The sequence below is a fragment of the Curvibacter sp. GW821-FHT09D12 genome (assembly GCF_059416245.1).
Genome location: NZ_JBWKOU010000031.1, coordinates 43,092 through 59,464, shown reverse-complemented (window position 1 = coordinate 59,464; position 16,373 = coordinate 43,092). Strand labels below are relative to the sequence as shown.

Genomic DNA, 16,373 nt, shown 5'->3' with positions numbered 1-16,373 from the left:
GGTCTTTGCTTCACACGAATCTCCTTGCACAACGTGCACTGCTAGTGTGTTGCATCGACCGGTTGAATCCGCCGCCCGAAGCAGCCGTTGGACAAACTCCCCCAAAGCTGCCGTCGATCCATTGTAGTTAATTAATCGAAAACGCTGAAAGAGCAGGAAGAGAAATGACTAAATCCCTCGTCTACAAAAAAGGGGACCCAATAGCGAGGATGGCTGGATTTTTGCCAAGGGATTAATCAACGAAATTCCCGCTCAGTGGATCCACAGGTTTGAGATTTTTAATTTCAACCAACTTTTCTGACGGAAGATAAAGTTCGAATGACCAAATTTCACCAGCAGGAAATTTTTCGATCACATATAACCACTCGCTACCTTCACCCTCTTCCGGAGAATATTCTCGGCAAATAGGTGATTTCTTGGTCTGAAAATCACCATTCAAAATTCTTTCGTGCTTTACACACCACATCTTTTGCTTGGCATCAACGGGAGTTCCGGGTGGGGCATCTCGGCGAAAGTATCTACACGTAACGCAACAATCAAAGTGTTCCATAGAAATCTCGTTTGACAGTCGAAGGTATCATAAATTGAATATTGGTATACGCATGTAGAACGTCAGCAAAATTGAGCAATACACTCGATATACGGTCCAATTACCAATGGCCAGCACCCAGATGTGACGCATGCAGTGTCTAGTTTATTCAGCCCTTCCCATGGGGCAGGAGACACTAGGTGCCACCGTAGGCTGAACTGGGCACCGCAATCGAACCTCACCTGTCATACCTCTCGTTAAGCGGGAGGGCCCGCATCGCTATCACCGAAGACCGCTCCTGGCCGGATTCAGCCAGGGCGTTCAAGCAAAAGAAGTGTTGGGCAACCCATCAGGAAATCCTTTTGTTGTGGAGCGATAGAAAGGCAGCCACGAGCCAAGCTGTTGCCGCACAAACCCAACCAAGTGGAGACCACATCATGTGATGCTCCAGAAATTCGACGTCGTGCAATCCGATGTAGGGACCAAGCCAATTCGGGCCGAGCAGCAAAATAGCAACCGTCATGATCACCGATAGCAGCACAAAGGCAATCTGAGGACGAATCCCACGCTTGAGCCTCCACATCAAAATACCACCGACCAGTAAAGGCGGCAGCATGACCCAAAGGATAAGGATTGCGAACTCCGATTTGGTCATGATCTTAAATGTCTGCTTCTGGCCGGATTCTGCCCTACATCGGAGGGCGCAGGTGGACCCTAAGCAGTCGTTGAAGTTGCCACCTCACTTAAAAAAGGCCTTCCAAACAAAGCTAAGACCAAGCACCGTGTAAAACAATGCAAGAAGGAAAAAGGCACCTCTACCAGTCGTGGTTTTGGAATATTTGGCTGCATTTAGAGCTACGTAAATCCCTGCTGTTAAGGTCGCACAAAGTATCGCGGTACGAATCGGCGGCAGTGGTATATATGGCCTGTGGTGGTAACCGTTCAGTATCGCTGCCGCAATAAGCCCCACAACGCCAACTGATGCGACTGCACAGCATTTAAATTGAAAAGCTGAAAGTTTCAGCATTCAAGCTCCCCTTTTTAATGTCTGCTTTTGGCCGAATTCCGCCTACTGAGGCGCATGCCAACCTCGCCCCACGCCGTTGTTTGCTACCTCTGCAAAAACTGTGAACTCACGATTCGCGATTCGGATGGTGCTGCGGCATACCTTGTCTCTCAGGTAGGGGATGACTGTATCAATGGGCAAATAGTCACCCAACTTCCGATGAGCCTCTATCAGCACCGCTTGAACGCCTCGCTCCATGAAATGCGACAGCAGCACAACTTGTGCCCGGTCTTCGATGAGAAGACCATGTTCGTCAACTAGATTAGTCCACTCCACCTCTGCAGCACCTTCTGCTGCAAAGTGAGCACGCATGAGTTCATGAACGCGACGTGGATTCATTTTTCGACAGTAGTTTGATGAGCGCAGTCAACGGCCGCTCCTGGCCGTTGTCCGTCATGAACGACCCAGTCGTAATGCCAAATTAGGGCACGATCGAGCTTGCATTTCGTTTATCGGGGCTTTACTAAAGTCCCGTGAAACCAACTTTCGACCAAGTCTAAGCTCAACACAATCGAGGCAAAGCATGCCATCTATCTTGTAATTGATGGACCGCCAGACACGGTACCAAAGCATGTAGTACTCCTCGCTCGTGAACGTGTCTTTGCTGCAGTCCATGCAGAGCCACCGAGCCCGCCCTTGAGCTTCTTTCTCCTCGTCAGTGAGCCGAACATACGTCTTTCTCACATCTATCACCCTAAAAGAACGTTACTGTCGAACGAAGCCGAATGTCGGCTCCTTGCCAATCTGTCGTATCGAGTGCGGCTAACCTGAATCCAAAGCGGACTGTCACTCCAGCTCTCTTTTGACAGCGTCTCTTGTACGCTTTCTTAACACGGCCCGGGTTTTCTTAATTATCATTTTGCCATCCAGCGCAGCCGTTCCGACGTCCGACTCCATTGGAGTAAGACGAAGCGCGACGTCCTTGCCTTCAAGTAGCCAGTGAAGGACATCATCAGCGATTTGGCCGGGGAGTTTGCCGCGTTTGATTATTTTTCAAACGTTCTTTGAGTTGTTCAAAAGCTGCTCCCGATGTCCGCTCCTGGCCGAATTCCGCCCTACCTCAGATGGCGGTGGTGGGCCCAAAGATGTCTTTGCCAAGACCAGAAAAGCAATCATCCGAAGATGCACGAAGGAGGGATTGCTGCAATGCTAGTCAGTAGCGCTAAAGGGCAATGGATGCTCAACACCAAAGTTACGCCGCTGCAATGCGAGGCAGTACCTGCGTAAGTTGAAGCCAGACCATCACCGCGAAGGCTGCAATATTGAAGAACCGAGCAATCTTGTGGCGGCGCACATCTTGTGGTGATGCGTCACGCAGTTGGGCTGCTTGCGCATTTCGGAGCTGCAGCACGATAAAGGCAAACGCACCAAATGCTGCAATCGATGCAGCGCAGAACGCCGGGTGCTCGCTGGGCAGAAATCCAGGGAGATAGCCACCGTGGTTGGGAACTACCGCTTCCCAGCTCGCAGGAATCGCTTTGCCGGTTGCCCGCAGCGCTGCCGCTGGCTCTGAGGCAAGAAAAGCTATGACCAGATAGAAACTTAAGAGTAGAGGGACGGTGAGCAAGGTCTCCAACACATAGGACCACGGAAATGGAAGGCGTTTGAACATGATGCTTGAGGCTCCCCTAGTAATGTCCGGTTGTGGCCGATCACGGAATTTTCTGCGAGATCGCAGAGTCTGGCCTGATTCGATACATCGCGTTTGGGGACCACCATTCGTCAATTGCGCGGCACGCGTCGTCTTGGTGCGCCGACCCATCAGTGAAAGCCAGAAATTCAAGAAACTCAGTCACCGCCTGACTCCTGTCTAGGAGTCAATGTCGCGAGCCTTGGTGGATCTCGGTCCGGGGCACAAAGACTGGCGATGGTTACTTCACCGACGAGTGTTCCCTGGTTGAAATGACGAACCACATAGTCGGCCAATTGTGGCAGGTAGTGCCTCCAAGAAGCTGAATCAAGATGTGCGACTCCCCAGTGGAAGGACTCCATGTAATCGTCGGAAACTTTGTCGGCGACAGGATCGTATGGCGGCGGGTCGCAATGGTCGTCAAGGTGGTTGCCGCCACGCAAAGTTACCTCTGGATTGAGGGCGATGTCATCCGCAAAGGCGTCGAAAAGCATCTTGCTGAGGTCGGTCGAAATCATGTCATCTGCAGGAATTCAGGCCATCGTACACAAATCAACTTCGCTCAAAAGCCGCTGGTTGTGACAGGCAGCTTCTGGCCGAATGAAGCCCCGTAGTTCATCGCCCAAAGATTGTTCGACAGGCACTAAACAGAAGCGTGATCGTCGCTAAAGCAGGGGGAATTCCGAAGACCACTGCAACCACTCGTTCCCACATGGCCTGACGTGACCGGGCAACTTTGAGACACAGGTACGCAACAACAACAGTGACGGCACTCAGGAGCGCATGGTCGACTGGGCCGCCGCCATGTGAGAAGTTGCCCCAATCTGTGAAGAAGAAAAGGTAGTAGAACAACCCAGTTAAGACTGCGCAAAGCACCGGCAAGCCCGATGCCACGGAAAAACCGATATGCATCCCAGTTTTCATTTTGCAGCCGCTCCCGTAGCCCCCCTTGGCCGTTCTCAACATCGTATCAGGCACCTACCAGTTGGAGGCTTCTGCTTGAGTCCAAAACTGTGGCTTGGTTAAAACAGGTTCGGAGGGCAGGTTGGGGTCGGGTCCTATTGAGAGCAAGATCACGGCACTCCCTCAAGTTGGTAGGCCAGCCTTGTACCGCCTTTTCAGATCTCGGTCTGTTCAGCAAGCTCAAGCGCATCATCAACTTCGATTCCGAGGTATCGGACTGTCGACTCAAGCTTCGAATGTCCAAGCAATAGCTGAACCGCCCGTAGATTCTTGGTTCTGCGGTAGATGAGGGTGGCTTTGGTGCGCCGCATCGAGTGTGTGCCGTATTCTGTTGGGTCCAAGCCGAGTTGCTTTACCCAACTCACGAGAATACGCGCGTACTGCCGTGTCCCGAGATGCGGTGAATTGTGAAGTCGGCTGGGAAACAAAAAGTCCTCTGACTTCAGACCCGCGACTTTGATCCACTTTTGGAGCGCTTCACGTGTGGTTGCCGTGATTTCGAATTGGATGGGACGCTGGGTTTTTTGTTGCATGACGAGGGCTCGTGAAGCGACTTGATCACCATGGCAGACATCTCGAACCTTGAGAGCTACCAGGTCACATCCACGCAGCTTGCAGTCAATTCCCAGGTTAAATAGCGCGAGCTCGCGCACCCGGTCTTCCATCTGAAGACGCACACGCAGCGCCCAGATGTCTTTGGGCTTGAATGGTGCTTTCTGCCCAACGATCTTGCCCTTGTTCCATGGCTCACGATGAACAACGCCAGGAAGAGATTCCATGATGATCTCCCATTGAGCTGAGGTACACCCAACGTGCACCTTCTCGATTCATTTGTCCACTCTCACCCACACTGGTAGTGTCAGATTCGCCACCAGGGAGGGGCTTGCAGCGATGTTTGTCATCGTCCGCTTGTGATCACAGCAGTCACTCGAGGGGTGCAATTCAACCGACAGCAATCAGCCTGAAGCAGCCCCTCCAACTCCCCCATAGCCTTGTGAGCTGACAAAAAAAAGCGCCTCAGTTGAGGCGCTTTTGCATTTTTTAATGTGAAATTTCCCCGATGAACTTTATTTGTGCCCGACGCACTTTATTTGTTGGAGTCACACTATTCTGGGTAATTGAAGTCGTAAACCCCGGCCCAGCATCCATGCGGCCCAGCGCACTGCCCAGCCAACTGTCCGTCAATCTAAAGTCGTAAACTCCTCTTGGTGCGCTGCAGTAACAACTCAAGTACGGCTCGCGGCGGTCTAAACGAAGCCTTTCTACTACTCCTGTATGCAAAGCATGTGTGTCCAAGATCCGGGCTTGAACACGACCACTCGCCTAGGATGCCAAAGCCTTGATGGATACCAGCTGACAGAGAGAACCTTCCTACTTCCATTTTCCGGCCAGATATCCAGAAGAGAAGACAGTGCCGACTCGATTGGACTCAGCAACACACCTTCCGCCAAGTTCATGACCAAACCGTAGTCAGTCAACATCCAATGTGCCGGGGACGTGGCGCTGGCAGCATGATGGACACCTCTTTGCCTAAGCTCTGTGAATCGCCCCGGGGCGATTCACCCAGTCTGAAGTGGCGTCCCGAATGCCGAGTGGGTCATTGCGCCCAGACGGTCTTGCAAGGTGCGGGGCTGGCCAATAGAGAGACGCCCAAGAATGGAGAAGCTCCAAAAATAGGTGTTGACAACTCCGGCGAACAAAACAATGCCACGCCCGCTGACTTTTAGCTGGCCTGCACTCCTCAGCATCAATCGGCACACAAAAGCAACGCGTGAACTATGGACGTTAGGTCGATGCAGTCTTAACGACCTTGCTGCGTGCTGCAAATCGCGCCGCCCATTCCTCCACCGGCATGAAGCTCGGGTCGGTGCGCACCACCCCCTCGGTCTGGGCCCAGATGGCCTCGTCGTCCTGGTCCAGGTCCAGCGGGTCGCCGTGGGGCTGGCTCACGTACCAGGGGGTGTCCAGGTACACCTCCACGGTGTTGTCTTCAGGGTCCATGCAGTAGATGGAGATCGCGTTGCCGTGGTTCAGGCCGCGCATCTTCGTCGCGCCCAGGGCCAGGGCCCGGCGGCGCGCCTCGCGCAGGTGGTCCAGGGTCTGGACCTTGAAGGACAACTGCATCACCGTGCTGGGCGCATCGGCCCCGCGCCCGCCGGCCAGCACCAGTTGATGGTGCTGGTCGTCGCGCCCGCTCAGGAACACGATCTCGAAGCGGAAGGTGACACCCTCGCCCCGGTCGGTCTCCTGCATATCGAACACGCCGGTGTAAAAACGCTTCATCACCTCCAGGTCGCGGCAGAAGATGCCACAGTGCGAGAGGTTGGCGCTGTAGGGTGGATTCATGGTGGCGGCCTCCATGGGGTCAGGGGATGAGGACGAGCTTGCCCAGCGTGCCACCGCTGTCCAGCAGCTCGTGCGCCTGGCGGGCCTGCGCCAGCGGCAGGCGCATGGCGCGCGGTGCGCGCACCTGGCTGCTGGCCATCAGCGCAATGGCCTGCTCCATCAGGCCGCGGCGCTGCGCGATGTCGGCATCCACCGCATGGATGGAGAAAGTGCGGATGGCAAGGCTTTTGGCCAGGAGCTTGCGCAGCTCGTCGAACACGTCGCTCGACGGCGGGCCGGCAAGGATGTTGTACGACACCGCCATGCCCGAGGGCGCCAGCGAGCGCAGGCAGGCGATAAAGAGCGCCGCACCCACATGGTCGAAGGCCAGGTCCACGCCCCGCCCGCCGGTGAGCTCCATCACGCGCTGCGGCAGGGTCTGCACGTCATCGCCATCGACGAGGTCGGTGACTCCGTTCTCCAGCGCGAAGGCGCGCTTTTCCGGGCTGGATGCCGTGCCGATCACGCGCAGCCCGCGCGAGCGCGCCACCTGCGCCAGCGCCGTGGCCACGCCGCCGGCCGCGCCAGGCACCAGGATGGCCTGCGCCGGCAGGTTGCCGTTACTCGCCAGAAGCGCCAGCGCGAGCTGGAAGTTGCCCAGGCTCACTGCGTCGTCGAACGCAATGCTCTCTGGCAACACGAAAGGCACGGCCTCGGCCACGCAGATGGCCTGCACGTAGCAGCCTCCGCGCTGGGACAGCTCGCGCGCGCTGACCAGCACGCGCTCGCCCACGGCCAGGCGGTCCACGCCCGGGCCCACGGCATCCACCACACCGGCCAGCTCATTGCCGGACACGGCGGGCAGCGGGGGCATCCATTTGTAGGTGCCGTTGCGGATCAGCACGTCCGGCCCGCCCGCGCCGATGGCGTGGGCGCGCACGCGCACTTCGCCAGGGCCCGGCTTGGGCTCGGGCAGGTCCACGAGCGACAGCACCTCGGGGCCGCCGGTGACATGCAGCTGCACAGCCTTCATCGTCATGGTGGTGTGTGCTGCCATGCTCAGCGCTGCCCGTCGTGCACGCTGACCTGCTCGCGCGTGAGCCCGCCCAGGCGCGAGTGGACGCGCCCGCCATTGGCCATCACCAGTGCGAACAAAATCTCGTTGGGGCGCGGTGCGTCCTGTATGCCCACCTCGGTGCTGTTGAAGTGGCTGCGCACATAGGCCGCATGGATGTAGTGCAGCGGCACCATCAGCCGGTAGCCCGTGGCCGCCACGGCCTTGGCCGCAGGCACGATGGCCTTGGGCTCGCCCAGCACCTGGCGCATGGCCCAGCCGCCCGCCTCGTGCCAGACCGCGCCATGCTCCAGCTCGCCGTTGACGCCGACGATGGCCGCCTTGCTGTAGGCCTGCACGTTGTCCTTGCCCAGGGTGTCCACCAGCTCCTGCGCCAGCAGGGTCCCAAGGCTGCGCAACTCGGCCATGAAGGGCAGCAGGTCCGGCTCGTAGCGGCCGGCATAGGGGTTGTGAATCACCGCGCAGGCCGCAGCCACGCGCAGCGGCTGCTGGGCTGGCGGGCCGCCTTCGTGGTAGATGGTTTCAATGCTGAGGCTGCGTTTGCGGATGGCGATCAGAGTCATGCGAAAAGTCTTTCAGTGAATTCTTCGGTCGTTCATTGTTTCGGTATCTTGGCATCGGCCACCACCTGCTGCCACTTTTCGAGCTCGTGGCTGACCATGGCCTTCATCTCCTCGGGCGTGCTGCCGCGCGCCTCGCCGCCCATGTCCTCCAGCCGCTGGCGCACGGCGGGCGCCTGCAGCGCGCGCAGGGCTTCGGCGTTCAGGCGATCCACCACGGCCCGGGGCGTGCCGGCCGGTGCCATCAGGCCGGCCCACGAGCGCACGTCATAGCCGGCCACGCCCTGCTCGGCCACGGTGGGCACGTTGGGCAGGCCCGGCCAGCGCTGCGCGCCGGTGGTGGCAATGGCGCGCAACTTGCCGGCCTGGATGTTGGCCATCACCGCCGTGGGCGGTGCGATGATGAAGGGCACGTCCCCCGCGAGCAAGGCGGTGAGCGAGGCGGCATCGCCCCGGTAGGGCACGTGCAGCAGGTTTACCCGCGCCAGCTTGGCCAGCAGCTCGCCGGCCAGGTGGTGGGTGGAGCCCACCCCCGCCGTGCCATAGGCCACCGTGCCGGGCGCGGCCTGCGCGCCGGCGATCACCTCGCGCAGCCCCTGCACCCTGGAGTTGGTGTTGACCACCACCAGAAAGGGAAAGTAGGTGACGGTGGAGACCATCTCGAAATCGGCCACCGACTTGTAGGGCAGCGTGTTGTACAGCGCACCCGCCACCGCATGCCCACCGGTGGCCAGCAGCAGTGTGTAGCCGTCGGGCTTGGCGCGCGCCACGGTGGTGGCGGCAATGGTGCCGCCCGCGCCGGACTGCGCCTCCACCACCACGGGCTGGCCCAGCGCACGGGCCATCTCCATGCCCACCGCGCGGGCGATGGCATCGGCATTGCCGCCGGGCGCAAAGCCCTGGTAGAGCTTGACGGCCCGCTCCGGGTAGGCCTGGGCCAGGGCCGGCAATGCCGGCCAGGCAACGGCAGCCGCGCTGCAGGCAGCCAGCAGGTGTCTTCTGTTCATGGTGCTTGTCTCCATGGGCGGCGGCCGTCTTGGGGCCTGGTGCTCTACCCGTTGGTGATGGATGGATGGGATCTGGGGAGTGGCAACGCTCAGGCCTGCGCGACCACCGGGTTGCGCAGCAGGCCGATGGCCTCGATCTCCACCTCCACCACGTCACCGGGCTTCATGAACTGCGGTGGCTTCTTGCTCCAGCCCACACCGGCCGGCGTGCCGGTGATGATCACGTCGCCGGGCACCAGCGTGAAGATGGTGGAGGCGTAGGCAATCAGGCGGGGGATGGAGAAAATCATGTGGCCCGTGTGGCTGGACTGCACCACGGCACCGTTCAGCCGCGTCTCCAGCTTGAGCTCGCGGCCGGGGGCGATCTCGTCGGCCGTCACCATCCAGGGGCCGAAGGCGCCGGTGGACTCGAAGTTCTTGCCCGATGCGATCTGCTTGGCGTGGAACTGCCATTCGCGCACGCCGGCATCGTTGTAGCAGCTGTAGCCTGCAATGTGCGCCCAGGCATCGGCCTCGCTTATGTCGCGGCCTTCCTTGCCGATGACCACTGCCAGCTCGCCCTCCCAGTCCAGCGACTCCGACACGTGCGGACGCACGATGGGGCCCTGGTGCGGTGTCTGCGAGCGCCATACGCGCAAGAAGATCGGCGGCTGCTCCGACAGCTCGCGCTGCATGCCAGCGGCCAGCACCTCCTGGTGGTGGTCCATGTAGTTGCGCACCGCGCAGACGATCTTCTCGGGGCGGGGGATCACGGGCAGGTACACCACGTCGGCCAGATTCGCATCGGCACCCAGCCCGGCCACCAGCGCATCGCGGCGCGCGAAGTCGGGGCTGGCGATGAAGTCGGCCAGCGTGGCATGGCCCGTGCGCGCCGCCAGTTCGGCCACACCATCGTCGACGACAACGCCCCAGGTTTCACGGCCGGTGATCGAGTAGGACATCAGTTTCATGGGTTTCCTTCAAAGGGATGGGAGAGGTGAAAAGAACGGCGACCCGGAGTGAATATTTCCAGCCGCAGAGTTTGTGCATGATGTTATTTTTATGCATAAAACAATGCAAATGCATAGTGGTTTACACCAAGCACAAAATTTGTGAGGCGCGAAAGTGCCTGCCAGCGGCGGCGCCTCAGGTAATCAACAGGGGGGAAAGTTGCGGGTGGCCGGCATCCGACCCCGCGTTCGCCAGGCAGGCAGCGGCGTGGCGCCTGGGCTGCGTTGGCGCGGATGCGCTGGGGGTGCGCGAAGAGAAAGGCTGAAAGGGATGCGCGGGGCCGCGATGGCCGCCAGGGCATGTAGGCGGGGCGTGCAGCCCGCTACCGGTCAGTTGGATGCTGGGACAGCCAGGAGCCCTTCAGCCCTGGCCGCAGGCTCAGCCCTCCTGCTGCTCGACCTGGGCCAGCACCGCCATCACATTGCGCTGGGTGCTCAGGATGTGCTCTTCAAGCAGCGCGCAGGCGGTGTCCGCATCGCGGCGTAGCGTGGCGTCCATGAGCTTGCGGTGCTCGTTCGACTTGCGCCGCGAGGTCTTGCGAAAGCGGGCCGAGTAGCGGCGATAACGCTCGGCCTGGTCGAACAGGCTGGCGCTCCAGGTGCGCAGGCGCTCGGACGGGCTGGCTGAGATCAGCGCGGTATGGAAGGCGGTGTGCAATTCGGTCCAATCGTTGTCCAGGATGACCGGCCCATCGCCCAGGCGGCCTTCCACTTTTTCAAGCCGGTGGTAGGCACCCACCACAGAGGCCTCCCACGCATCGTCGCCATGGGCGATGGATTCGCGCAGCGCCTGCACGTCCAGCATCACGCGCATGCGGGTGATGTCGGCCAGGTCTTCTTCCGAAATGGCGGCCACCCGAAAGCCGCGCCGCTCGTCGGCCCGGATCAGGCCCTCCTGGGCCAGGCGGCTCAGGGCCTCGCGCAGCGGGCTGCTGGAAAAGCCATACGCCGTCTGCAGCTCGTCGAGCTTGAGCTTGGCACCGGCACCGTAGGTACCGCTGAGCACATCGTGGCGCAGTTGTGCAAACGCCTGGTCAACCAGGGGCGGTGTGCGCGTGGGCGTTTCTTTTTTGTACATGTTTTGAATTTTATGCATAAACTCAAACAATTGAAAGAAGGAGCAAACCCCAGTGACCGCCAACCCGAACGCCGCCCCCACCCGCCTCGTTGCCATATCGGGCAGCATCCGCCGCGCATCGCACTGCACGGCCGTGCTGCGCAGCCTCACACCGCTGCTACCACCCACAGCCACGCTGGAGTTGTTCCCGCTGGACGACGTGCCCATGTACAACGCCGACCTCGATGGCGACAGCCCACCGGCCGCAGTCGCGCAACTCAAGGCTGCCATCGCGGCTGCGGACGGCCTGGTGATCTGCTCGCCCGAATACAACTACGGCATCCCCGGCGTGCTCAAGAACGCCATCGACTGGGCATCGCGCCCGGGCTTCGCCTCGCCGCTCAAGGGCAAGCCGGTGCTGGTCATGACCGCATCGCCCGGCACGGCCGGCGGCGTGCGCGCGCAAGCGCAGATCCGCGATGCCCTGGCCGCCACGCTGGCCCGGCCGCTGGTGCGCCAGCATATCGCCATCGCAGGCGTGGCCAGCCGCATCCAAGACGGCCGCCTGGTGGACGAGCCGACCCTGGGCTTCATCCAGGCCGGCCTTGTGGACCTGCTCGGCGAGATCCGCTGGCTCCAGGCCGCGCGCCAGCAGGCGTGATGCACGCAGGGGCCTGCCGCCCCTGCAAGCCCCGTCATGGCCTTCAACCTGGCCGCCGCGCCCCCATCAGCACGAAGAGCATCGTGGCAGGCTGGTCGGTGTGGTTGCGCCAGGCGTGCCGGTTGCCGTGCTGCACCGCCACGTCGTGCCGGCGCAGCAGCACCTGGGCGCCGTCGTCCAGCTCCAGCGTGATCTCGCCCTCCAGCACCACGTCGTAGTCGATGCTCTCGGTGGTGTGCATGCCCGGGTGATCCTGCTCGAATCGCTCGGCCAGGCCCGGCACCTTCTGCGCAAACTCCGCACCAAAGGCCGCACCGTCGAAATCCGCGCGCATCATCACCGCGTCCGGCGGGAAGGTGACGAACATCAGCAGCGTCTCGCCCGCTGCCGGCACGAAACCGGTCTGCCCAGTGCGGTCGGCCACCGCCCCCTGGCCCAGCACCTCGCCGGCCGAGGTGGCCCACAGCAAGGCAGCGGCAAAGCCCTGTGCGCTCTCGAACTCCACGGCACGCGGCGCCACGCCGTCCGTGAACACCTGCGAGCGGCCGTTGGCACCGACCCCCGCGACGATTCGCCTGATTTGCATGGTGGGCACCTCTCAGGGATTGATGACGAAATTGCTGAACCCGCCATTGCGCCCCGCAATGCCCGAGATCGCCTCGTTGATACGGTCCAGCGGATAGCAGACATGCTCGAAGACCGACAGGTCGAGCGTGCCCGCCTCGGCCATGTCCGCAATGTCCTGGCCCTCGCCCGCGGTGAACCAGGCCGAGCCTTCGATGGATTGCTGCTCGTCCATCATGGTGTGCAGGTCCATGCCCACCATGCCGGCAATGGCGCCGATGTTGTAGGCCCGCCCGCCGCGCCTGAGGGCGCGCACGCCCTGCTGCAGCGTCTCGTGCGAGGCGCCGGGGCCCAGCGCGTCGAAGAAGGTATCGACCCCCAGGCCCTCGGTGCGCGACTTTACCCAGGTGTCGATAGCACCGCCGTCGGCATTCGAGAACACCTCGATGCGGTCGGGCGCCAGCGCCTTGACCCGGTCCAGCAGCTCCTGGTTGCGACCCGTGCCCAGGATGCGGGTGGCGCCCATGGCCAGCCCGAACAGTGCGCCGCCAATGCCCAGCGTGCCGCTGATGCCGTTGATGAGCACGCTCTTGCCCGGCCCCACGCCTGCCTTGCGCATGGCAGAGTACATGGTGCCCAGGTAGCCGAAGCGCGCCGCCTCGTTGAAGCCCACGTTATCGGGCAGCTTTACCAGCGCGTACTGCGGGGCGATCATGTACTCGGCCAGACCGCCGTTGGGATAGTTCTCATAGAGCTTGAGCGAGTTCTGCGAGAAACCGAAGTAGCCGCTGAACGCATAGTGCGTGCAGTTGATCAGGTCGCCGTTGCGGCAGGCGCGGCAGCCGCCGCAGTACAGACTGGGGTTCACGTAGACGCGGTCGCCCGGCTTCCAGGCATGCACATGGGAGCCTACCGCCGTCACTTCTCCCGCGGGGTCGAGCCCGAAGACGGCCGGCAGCGGGGGCAAGGGCAGCTCCGGGAACCATGTGGTCCAGTTGGCCAGGATGTTGCCCAGGTTGGGCACGATGCCGCAGGCCCGGACGCGCACCTGCACGTCGTTGGCCGCAGGCTGAGGGATGGGCAATTGCTCGATCTCCATGGGGGCGCCGACCTGGTGCAGGCGGGCCGCTTTCATCATCGACATATCGTCTCCTTGTTAGATGCACAAATTCATCTTTGTGCATTTTTCAATCGAAGCACGGACACCGACATCAGGATCAACCCCTAATGCACATTTTATTTTTTTATGCACAATTCGCATTTATTGCATTAAATACACCATGACCAGCCACATCCCCTCTTCTGTAGACGTCGCCATCATCGGCTTCGGGCCCGTGGGCGCATCCATGGCCGCCCTGCTCGGGCAGCGCGGGTGCCGCGTCGCGGTCTTTGATAAGTCTGAGCAGATCTACCCCCTGCCCCGTGCTTTTGCGCTAGACCATGAGGCCATGCGCACCTTCCAGCAGATCGGCATTAGCGGCGCGCTGGCAGCGCACATCACGTCCTACCGCCCCACCATCTACCAGGGCGCAGACGGCCAGCCCATCCAGCATTTCGACATGGGACCTGCGCCCTACCCGCTGGCCTGGGCACCGTCGTACACCTTCAACCAGCCAGCGCTGGAGACCGCGCTGCGTGCGGCAGTAGGCGCACTACCCAACGTGAAGGTGCATCTGGGCCACGAGGTCACCGATGTCCAGGAGACACATGGAGGCGTGGCGCTCAAGGTGCAGGCAGCCGGCGGCAGCCCGCGCGAAGTGCATGCGCGCTATGTGGTGGCCTGCGATGGGGGCACCAGCCCCACGCGCAAGCGCCTGGGCCTGCGCCTCAAGAGCCTGGATTTTGACGAGCCCTGGATCGTGATTGACATGCATGTAAACGAATCCGTGCTGGCCCGGCTGCCCGACACCAACATCCAGTACTGCAACCCGGCACGGCCTTGCACCTACGTCGTCGGGCCGGGTACGCACCGGCGCTGGGAGTTTCTGCTGCTGCCGCACGAGGCCGAGCAGCGCGAGATGCCGCCCGAAGCCATCTGGCAACTGCTGGCGCCCTGGCTCGCATCGGGGGATGCGACCATCTGGCGCGCCGCCACATATCGCTTCCACGCCGTGGTGCTGGAGCAGTGGCGACGGGGTTCGGTGCTGCTGGCGGGGGACAGTGCCCACCAGATGCCGCCCTTTCTGGCCCAGGGCATGTGCCAGGGCCTGCGCGATGCCGCCAACCTTGCGTGGAAGCTCGACTGGGTGCTCAAGGGCCATGCGGGTGACGAGCTGCTGGACAGCTACGGCACAGAACGCGGCCCGCAGGTGGAGGCCGTCACGGCCACCGTCAAGCGCCTGGGGCAGATCATCTGCGAGCGCGACCCCACCCGGGCCCGCGAGCGCGACGAGCACCTGCGCGCCCAACAAGATCACCAGGTGCGCATGCAACTGCGCCAGAGCCTGCTGCCTGGCGTGCACCACGGCCTCATCGACCGCGATGAAGCACCGATGGGAACGCAGTTCCCACAGCCGGTCTGCCAGATCGGCACGGCGGGTCATGAGCAAATGATGGACAACCTGCTGGGCCACGGTTTCGTACTGGTCCTGCGCGATACGCCCTCGGCAGAACAGTTGGCGCAATGGACCGACGCGCTGCAGCGGCTGCAGGCGCAGGTGGCATGCATCGACACCACCACGCGCGCGGTGGCCGGTGTGCAGGCATTGCATGAGGCCGACGGCATCCTTGCGCACTGGTTCGGCCAGCACGGCTGCAGCGCGGCCTTGGTGCGGCCCGATCACATCGTCTACGGCGTCGCACAAGGTGCGGCACAGACCACCGAGCTGCTGCAGCGCGCCTGCGAGCACCTCACGGTGCAGGCAGCAACCGTCTCGTGACAACTCCGCAGCATTCCGCAGTGTCCCGCTGAACAGTACCGCCACCGCCCTCCGGGCTTTTAACACAACAGGCTCCCATGACATCCCCCACCGACTCCCCCTCCGACGCCGAAGCCCTACTGCTGGACCTGGAGGCCCAGCGCTGCGACGCCATGAAGCGCGCCGACTTTGCGCGGCTACGCGAGATCCTGCACCCTGGCCTGACCCATGTGCATGCCAAGGGGCAGACCGACGACTACGACAGCTACTTCCGCTCCGGCGGCACGCACGTCGACTATCAGCAAATCGACCGGTCCGACTTGAAGGTGCAGGTGCTCGGCACCAGCGCCGTAATGACCGGCCGCCAGCTGCTGGTGGCCGTGCGCAAGGACGGTACCGGCACCGTGCGCATCGACTCGCGCGTGCTGCAGGTATGGACGCAGGCGGACGGCAGAACGTGGCAGCAGATTGCGTTCCAGACCACGCCAATCGAGATGAGTATCACTTGATCCACAGCGGGCTAGAGTCAGAAGAAACATGACGTATGTGCGATGTTTTTCCCCATTTTCCCCCGAACAGAGCGCAGTAAGGAGCGAACAGGTGGAAAAACGGCTCAGACGCGCTTGTTTGCCCGTATCTCCAGAGTGACACCTGCCCCTTGGTCGCGGGTATCGAAATATGTAAAGCCACTGCGGTCTGGGAGCCGGCCCCGCATCCAAGGAGCCAATCCCAACGCCAAACTGTCGGCTTCGGCAGCATCCAGATTCGGCACAGTGAAGCCCAGATGGAAAACCCCTTCTCCATGCTTGTCCAGAAAGATGCGCTGAGGAGTGCCCCCCTCACCCGGCTCGCATAGTTGGATCTGGATGTTGTCCAGGTTGCAATACCGGTAGCGCAGTTGCATGAACGCATCCACGTCCGGCATGGAAAGCTCGTCGCGGAAAATGTCAAGAGAAGGAAAGTCCTGCCAGGGACCGACGCCCAAAGACTCGTAGTACGCCACGGCACTGTCGATGTCTCGCACCACTATGCAAACATGGTGCAAGGCCCGGAAGAGGCCACGTTCGGGTTCAGACATCTTGGAGAGAC

Annotated in this window: 19 protein-coding genes; 3 read left to right on the top strand and 16 right to left on the bottom strand. The window is 61.3% G+C overall.

Translation table 11 applies throughout. The features are described 5' to 3' along the window. Positions 1-232: 232 nt before the first annotated feature. The 13 genes from AC07PT_RS27950 to AC07PT_RS27890 all read right to left on the bottom strand — a co-directional run bounded on the left by AC07PT_RS27950 (position 233) and on the right by AC07PT_RS27890 (position 11,240). Positions 233-550: a hypothetical protein gene (locus AC07PT_RS27950; protein WP_494658857.1), complete on the bottom strand. Its 318-nt coding sequence runs from the start codon at positions 548-550 to the stop codon at positions 233-235. A gap of 328 nt (positions 551-878) precedes the next feature. Then, positions 879-1,184, bottom strand: coding sequence for a hypothetical protein (locus tag AC07PT_RS27945; protein ID WP_494658856.1), 306 nt, complete (start codon positions 1,182-1,184; stop codon positions 879-881). A gap of 84 nt (positions 1,185-1,268) precedes the next feature. Continuing rightward, a complete protein-coding gene (locus AC07PT_RS27940) occupies positions 1,269-1,556 on the bottom strand; it encodes a hypothetical protein (RefSeq protein ID WP_494658855.1) in 288 nt (95 codons plus the stop codon). A 42-nt stretch (positions 1,557-1,598) separates the two neighbouring features. Further along, positions 1,599-1,934 carry a hypothetical protein gene (locus AC07PT_RS27935; RefSeq protein WP_494658854.1) on the bottom strand — a complete coding sequence of 112 codons (336 nt, stop codon included), beginning with the start codon at positions 1,932-1,934 and terminating at the stop codon, positions 1,599-1,601. Positions 1,935-2,787: 853 nt separating this feature from the next. Further along, a complete protein-coding gene (locus tag AC07PT_RS27930) occupies positions 2,788-3,207 on the bottom strand; it encodes a hypothetical protein (RefSeq protein ID WP_494658853.1) in 420 nt (139 codons plus the stop codon). A gap of 176 nt (positions 3,208-3,383) precedes the next feature. Further along, the gene (locus AC07PT_RS27925; RefSeq protein WP_494658852.1) at positions 3,384-3,743 is read right to left on the bottom strand and encodes a DUF6714 family protein; all 360 of its coding nucleotides are present in this window, start codon (positions 3,741-3,743) and stop codon (positions 3,384-3,386) included. Positions 3,744-4,343: 600 nt separating this feature from the next. Next, positions 4,344-4,967, bottom strand: coding sequence for a tyrosine-type recombinase/integrase (locus AC07PT_RS27920; RefSeq protein WP_494658851.1), 624 nt, complete (start codon positions 4,965-4,967; stop codon positions 4,344-4,346). 1,006 nt (positions 4,968-5,973) lie between these two features. Then, positions 5,974-6,534, bottom strand: coding sequence for a VOC family protein (locus AC07PT_RS27915; protein ID WP_492349401.1), 561 nt, complete (start codon positions 6,532-6,534; stop codon positions 5,974-5,976). A 19-nt stretch (positions 6,535-6,553) separates the two neighbouring features. Further along, on the bottom strand, positions 6,554-7,552 hold the full coding sequence (locus AC07PT_RS27910; RefSeq protein ID WP_494658850.1) for a zinc-dependent alcohol dehydrogenase family protein: 999 nt from the start codon (positions 7,550-7,552) through the stop codon (positions 6,554-6,556). 20 nt (positions 7,553-7,572) lie between these two features. Continuing rightward, positions 7,573-8,151 (bottom strand): amino acid synthesis family protein, encoded by a 579-nt coding sequence (locus AC07PT_RS27905; RefSeq protein WP_492349399.1) that lies wholly within the window; start codon positions 8,149-8,151, stop codon positions 7,573-7,575. A gap of 32 nt (positions 8,152-8,183) precedes the next feature. Next, positions 8,184-9,155 carry a tripartite tricarboxylate transporter substrate binding protein gene (locus tag AC07PT_RS27900; protein ID WP_494658849.1) on the bottom strand — a complete coding sequence of 324 codons (972 nt, stop codon included), beginning with the start codon at positions 9,153-9,155 and terminating at the stop codon, positions 8,184-8,186. Positions 9,156-9,244: 89 nt separating this feature from the next. Next, a complete protein-coding gene (locus AC07PT_RS27895) occupies positions 9,245-10,105 on the bottom strand; it encodes a fumarylacetoacetate hydrolase family protein (protein WP_494658848.1) in 861 nt (286 codons plus the stop codon). Between the two features lie 418 nt (positions 10,106-10,523). Next, positions 10,524-11,240 carry a GntR family transcriptional regulator gene (locus AC07PT_RS27890; protein ID WP_492349396.1) on the bottom strand — a complete coding sequence of 239 codons (717 nt, stop codon included), beginning with the start codon at positions 11,238-11,240 and terminating at the stop codon, positions 10,524-10,526. A 34-nt stretch (positions 11,241-11,274) separates the two neighbouring features. On the opposite strand from AC07PT_RS27890, the gene AC07PT_RS27885 reads away from it, so the two are divergent. Next, positions 11,275-11,862 carry an NADPH-dependent FMN reductase gene (locus AC07PT_RS27885; RefSeq protein WP_057223600.1) on the top strand — a complete coding sequence of 196 codons (588 nt, stop codon included), beginning with the start codon at positions 11,275-11,277 and terminating at the stop codon, positions 11,860-11,862. 43 nt (positions 11,863-11,905) lie between these two features. Here the strand turns inward: AC07PT_RS27885 and AC07PT_RS27880 are convergent, their stop codons facing one another. After that, entirely contained in the window at positions 11,906-12,448 is a 543-nt protein-coding gene (locus AC07PT_RS27880) for a cupin domain-containing protein (RefSeq protein ID WP_029413709.1), read from the bottom strand. Between the two features lie 12 nt (positions 12,449-12,460). Next, positions 12,461-13,570, bottom strand: a complete 1,110-nt coding sequence (locus AC07PT_RS27875) for an alcohol dehydrogenase catalytic domain-containing protein (RefSeq protein WP_492349394.1) — start codon at positions 13,568-13,570, stop codon at positions 12,461-12,463. Positions 13,571-13,706: 136 nt separating this feature from the next. Between AC07PT_RS27875 and mhpA the strand changes: the two genes are divergently transcribed. Then, entirely contained in the window at positions 13,707-15,305 is a 1,599-nt protein-coding gene (gene mhpA / locus AC07PT_RS27870) for a bifunctional 3-(3-hydroxy-phenyl)propionate/3-hydroxycinnamic acid hydroxylase MhpA (RefSeq protein WP_494658847.1), read from the top strand. A 77-nt stretch (positions 15,306-15,382) separates the two neighbouring features. Beyond that, positions 15,383-15,793: a nuclear transport factor 2 family protein gene (locus AC07PT_RS27865; protein ID WP_492349392.1), complete on the top strand. Its 411-nt coding sequence runs from the start codon at positions 15,383-15,385 to the stop codon at positions 15,791-15,793. Positions 15,794-15,897: 104 nt separating this feature from the next. Here the strand turns inward: AC07PT_RS27865 and AC07PT_RS27860 are convergent, their stop codons facing one another. After that, positions 15,898-16,362, bottom strand: a complete 465-nt coding sequence (locus tag AC07PT_RS27860; protein WP_492349391.1) for a VOC family protein — start codon at positions 16,360-16,362, stop codon at positions 15,898-15,900. Between the last annotated feature and the right edge of the window lie 11 nt (positions 16,363-16,373).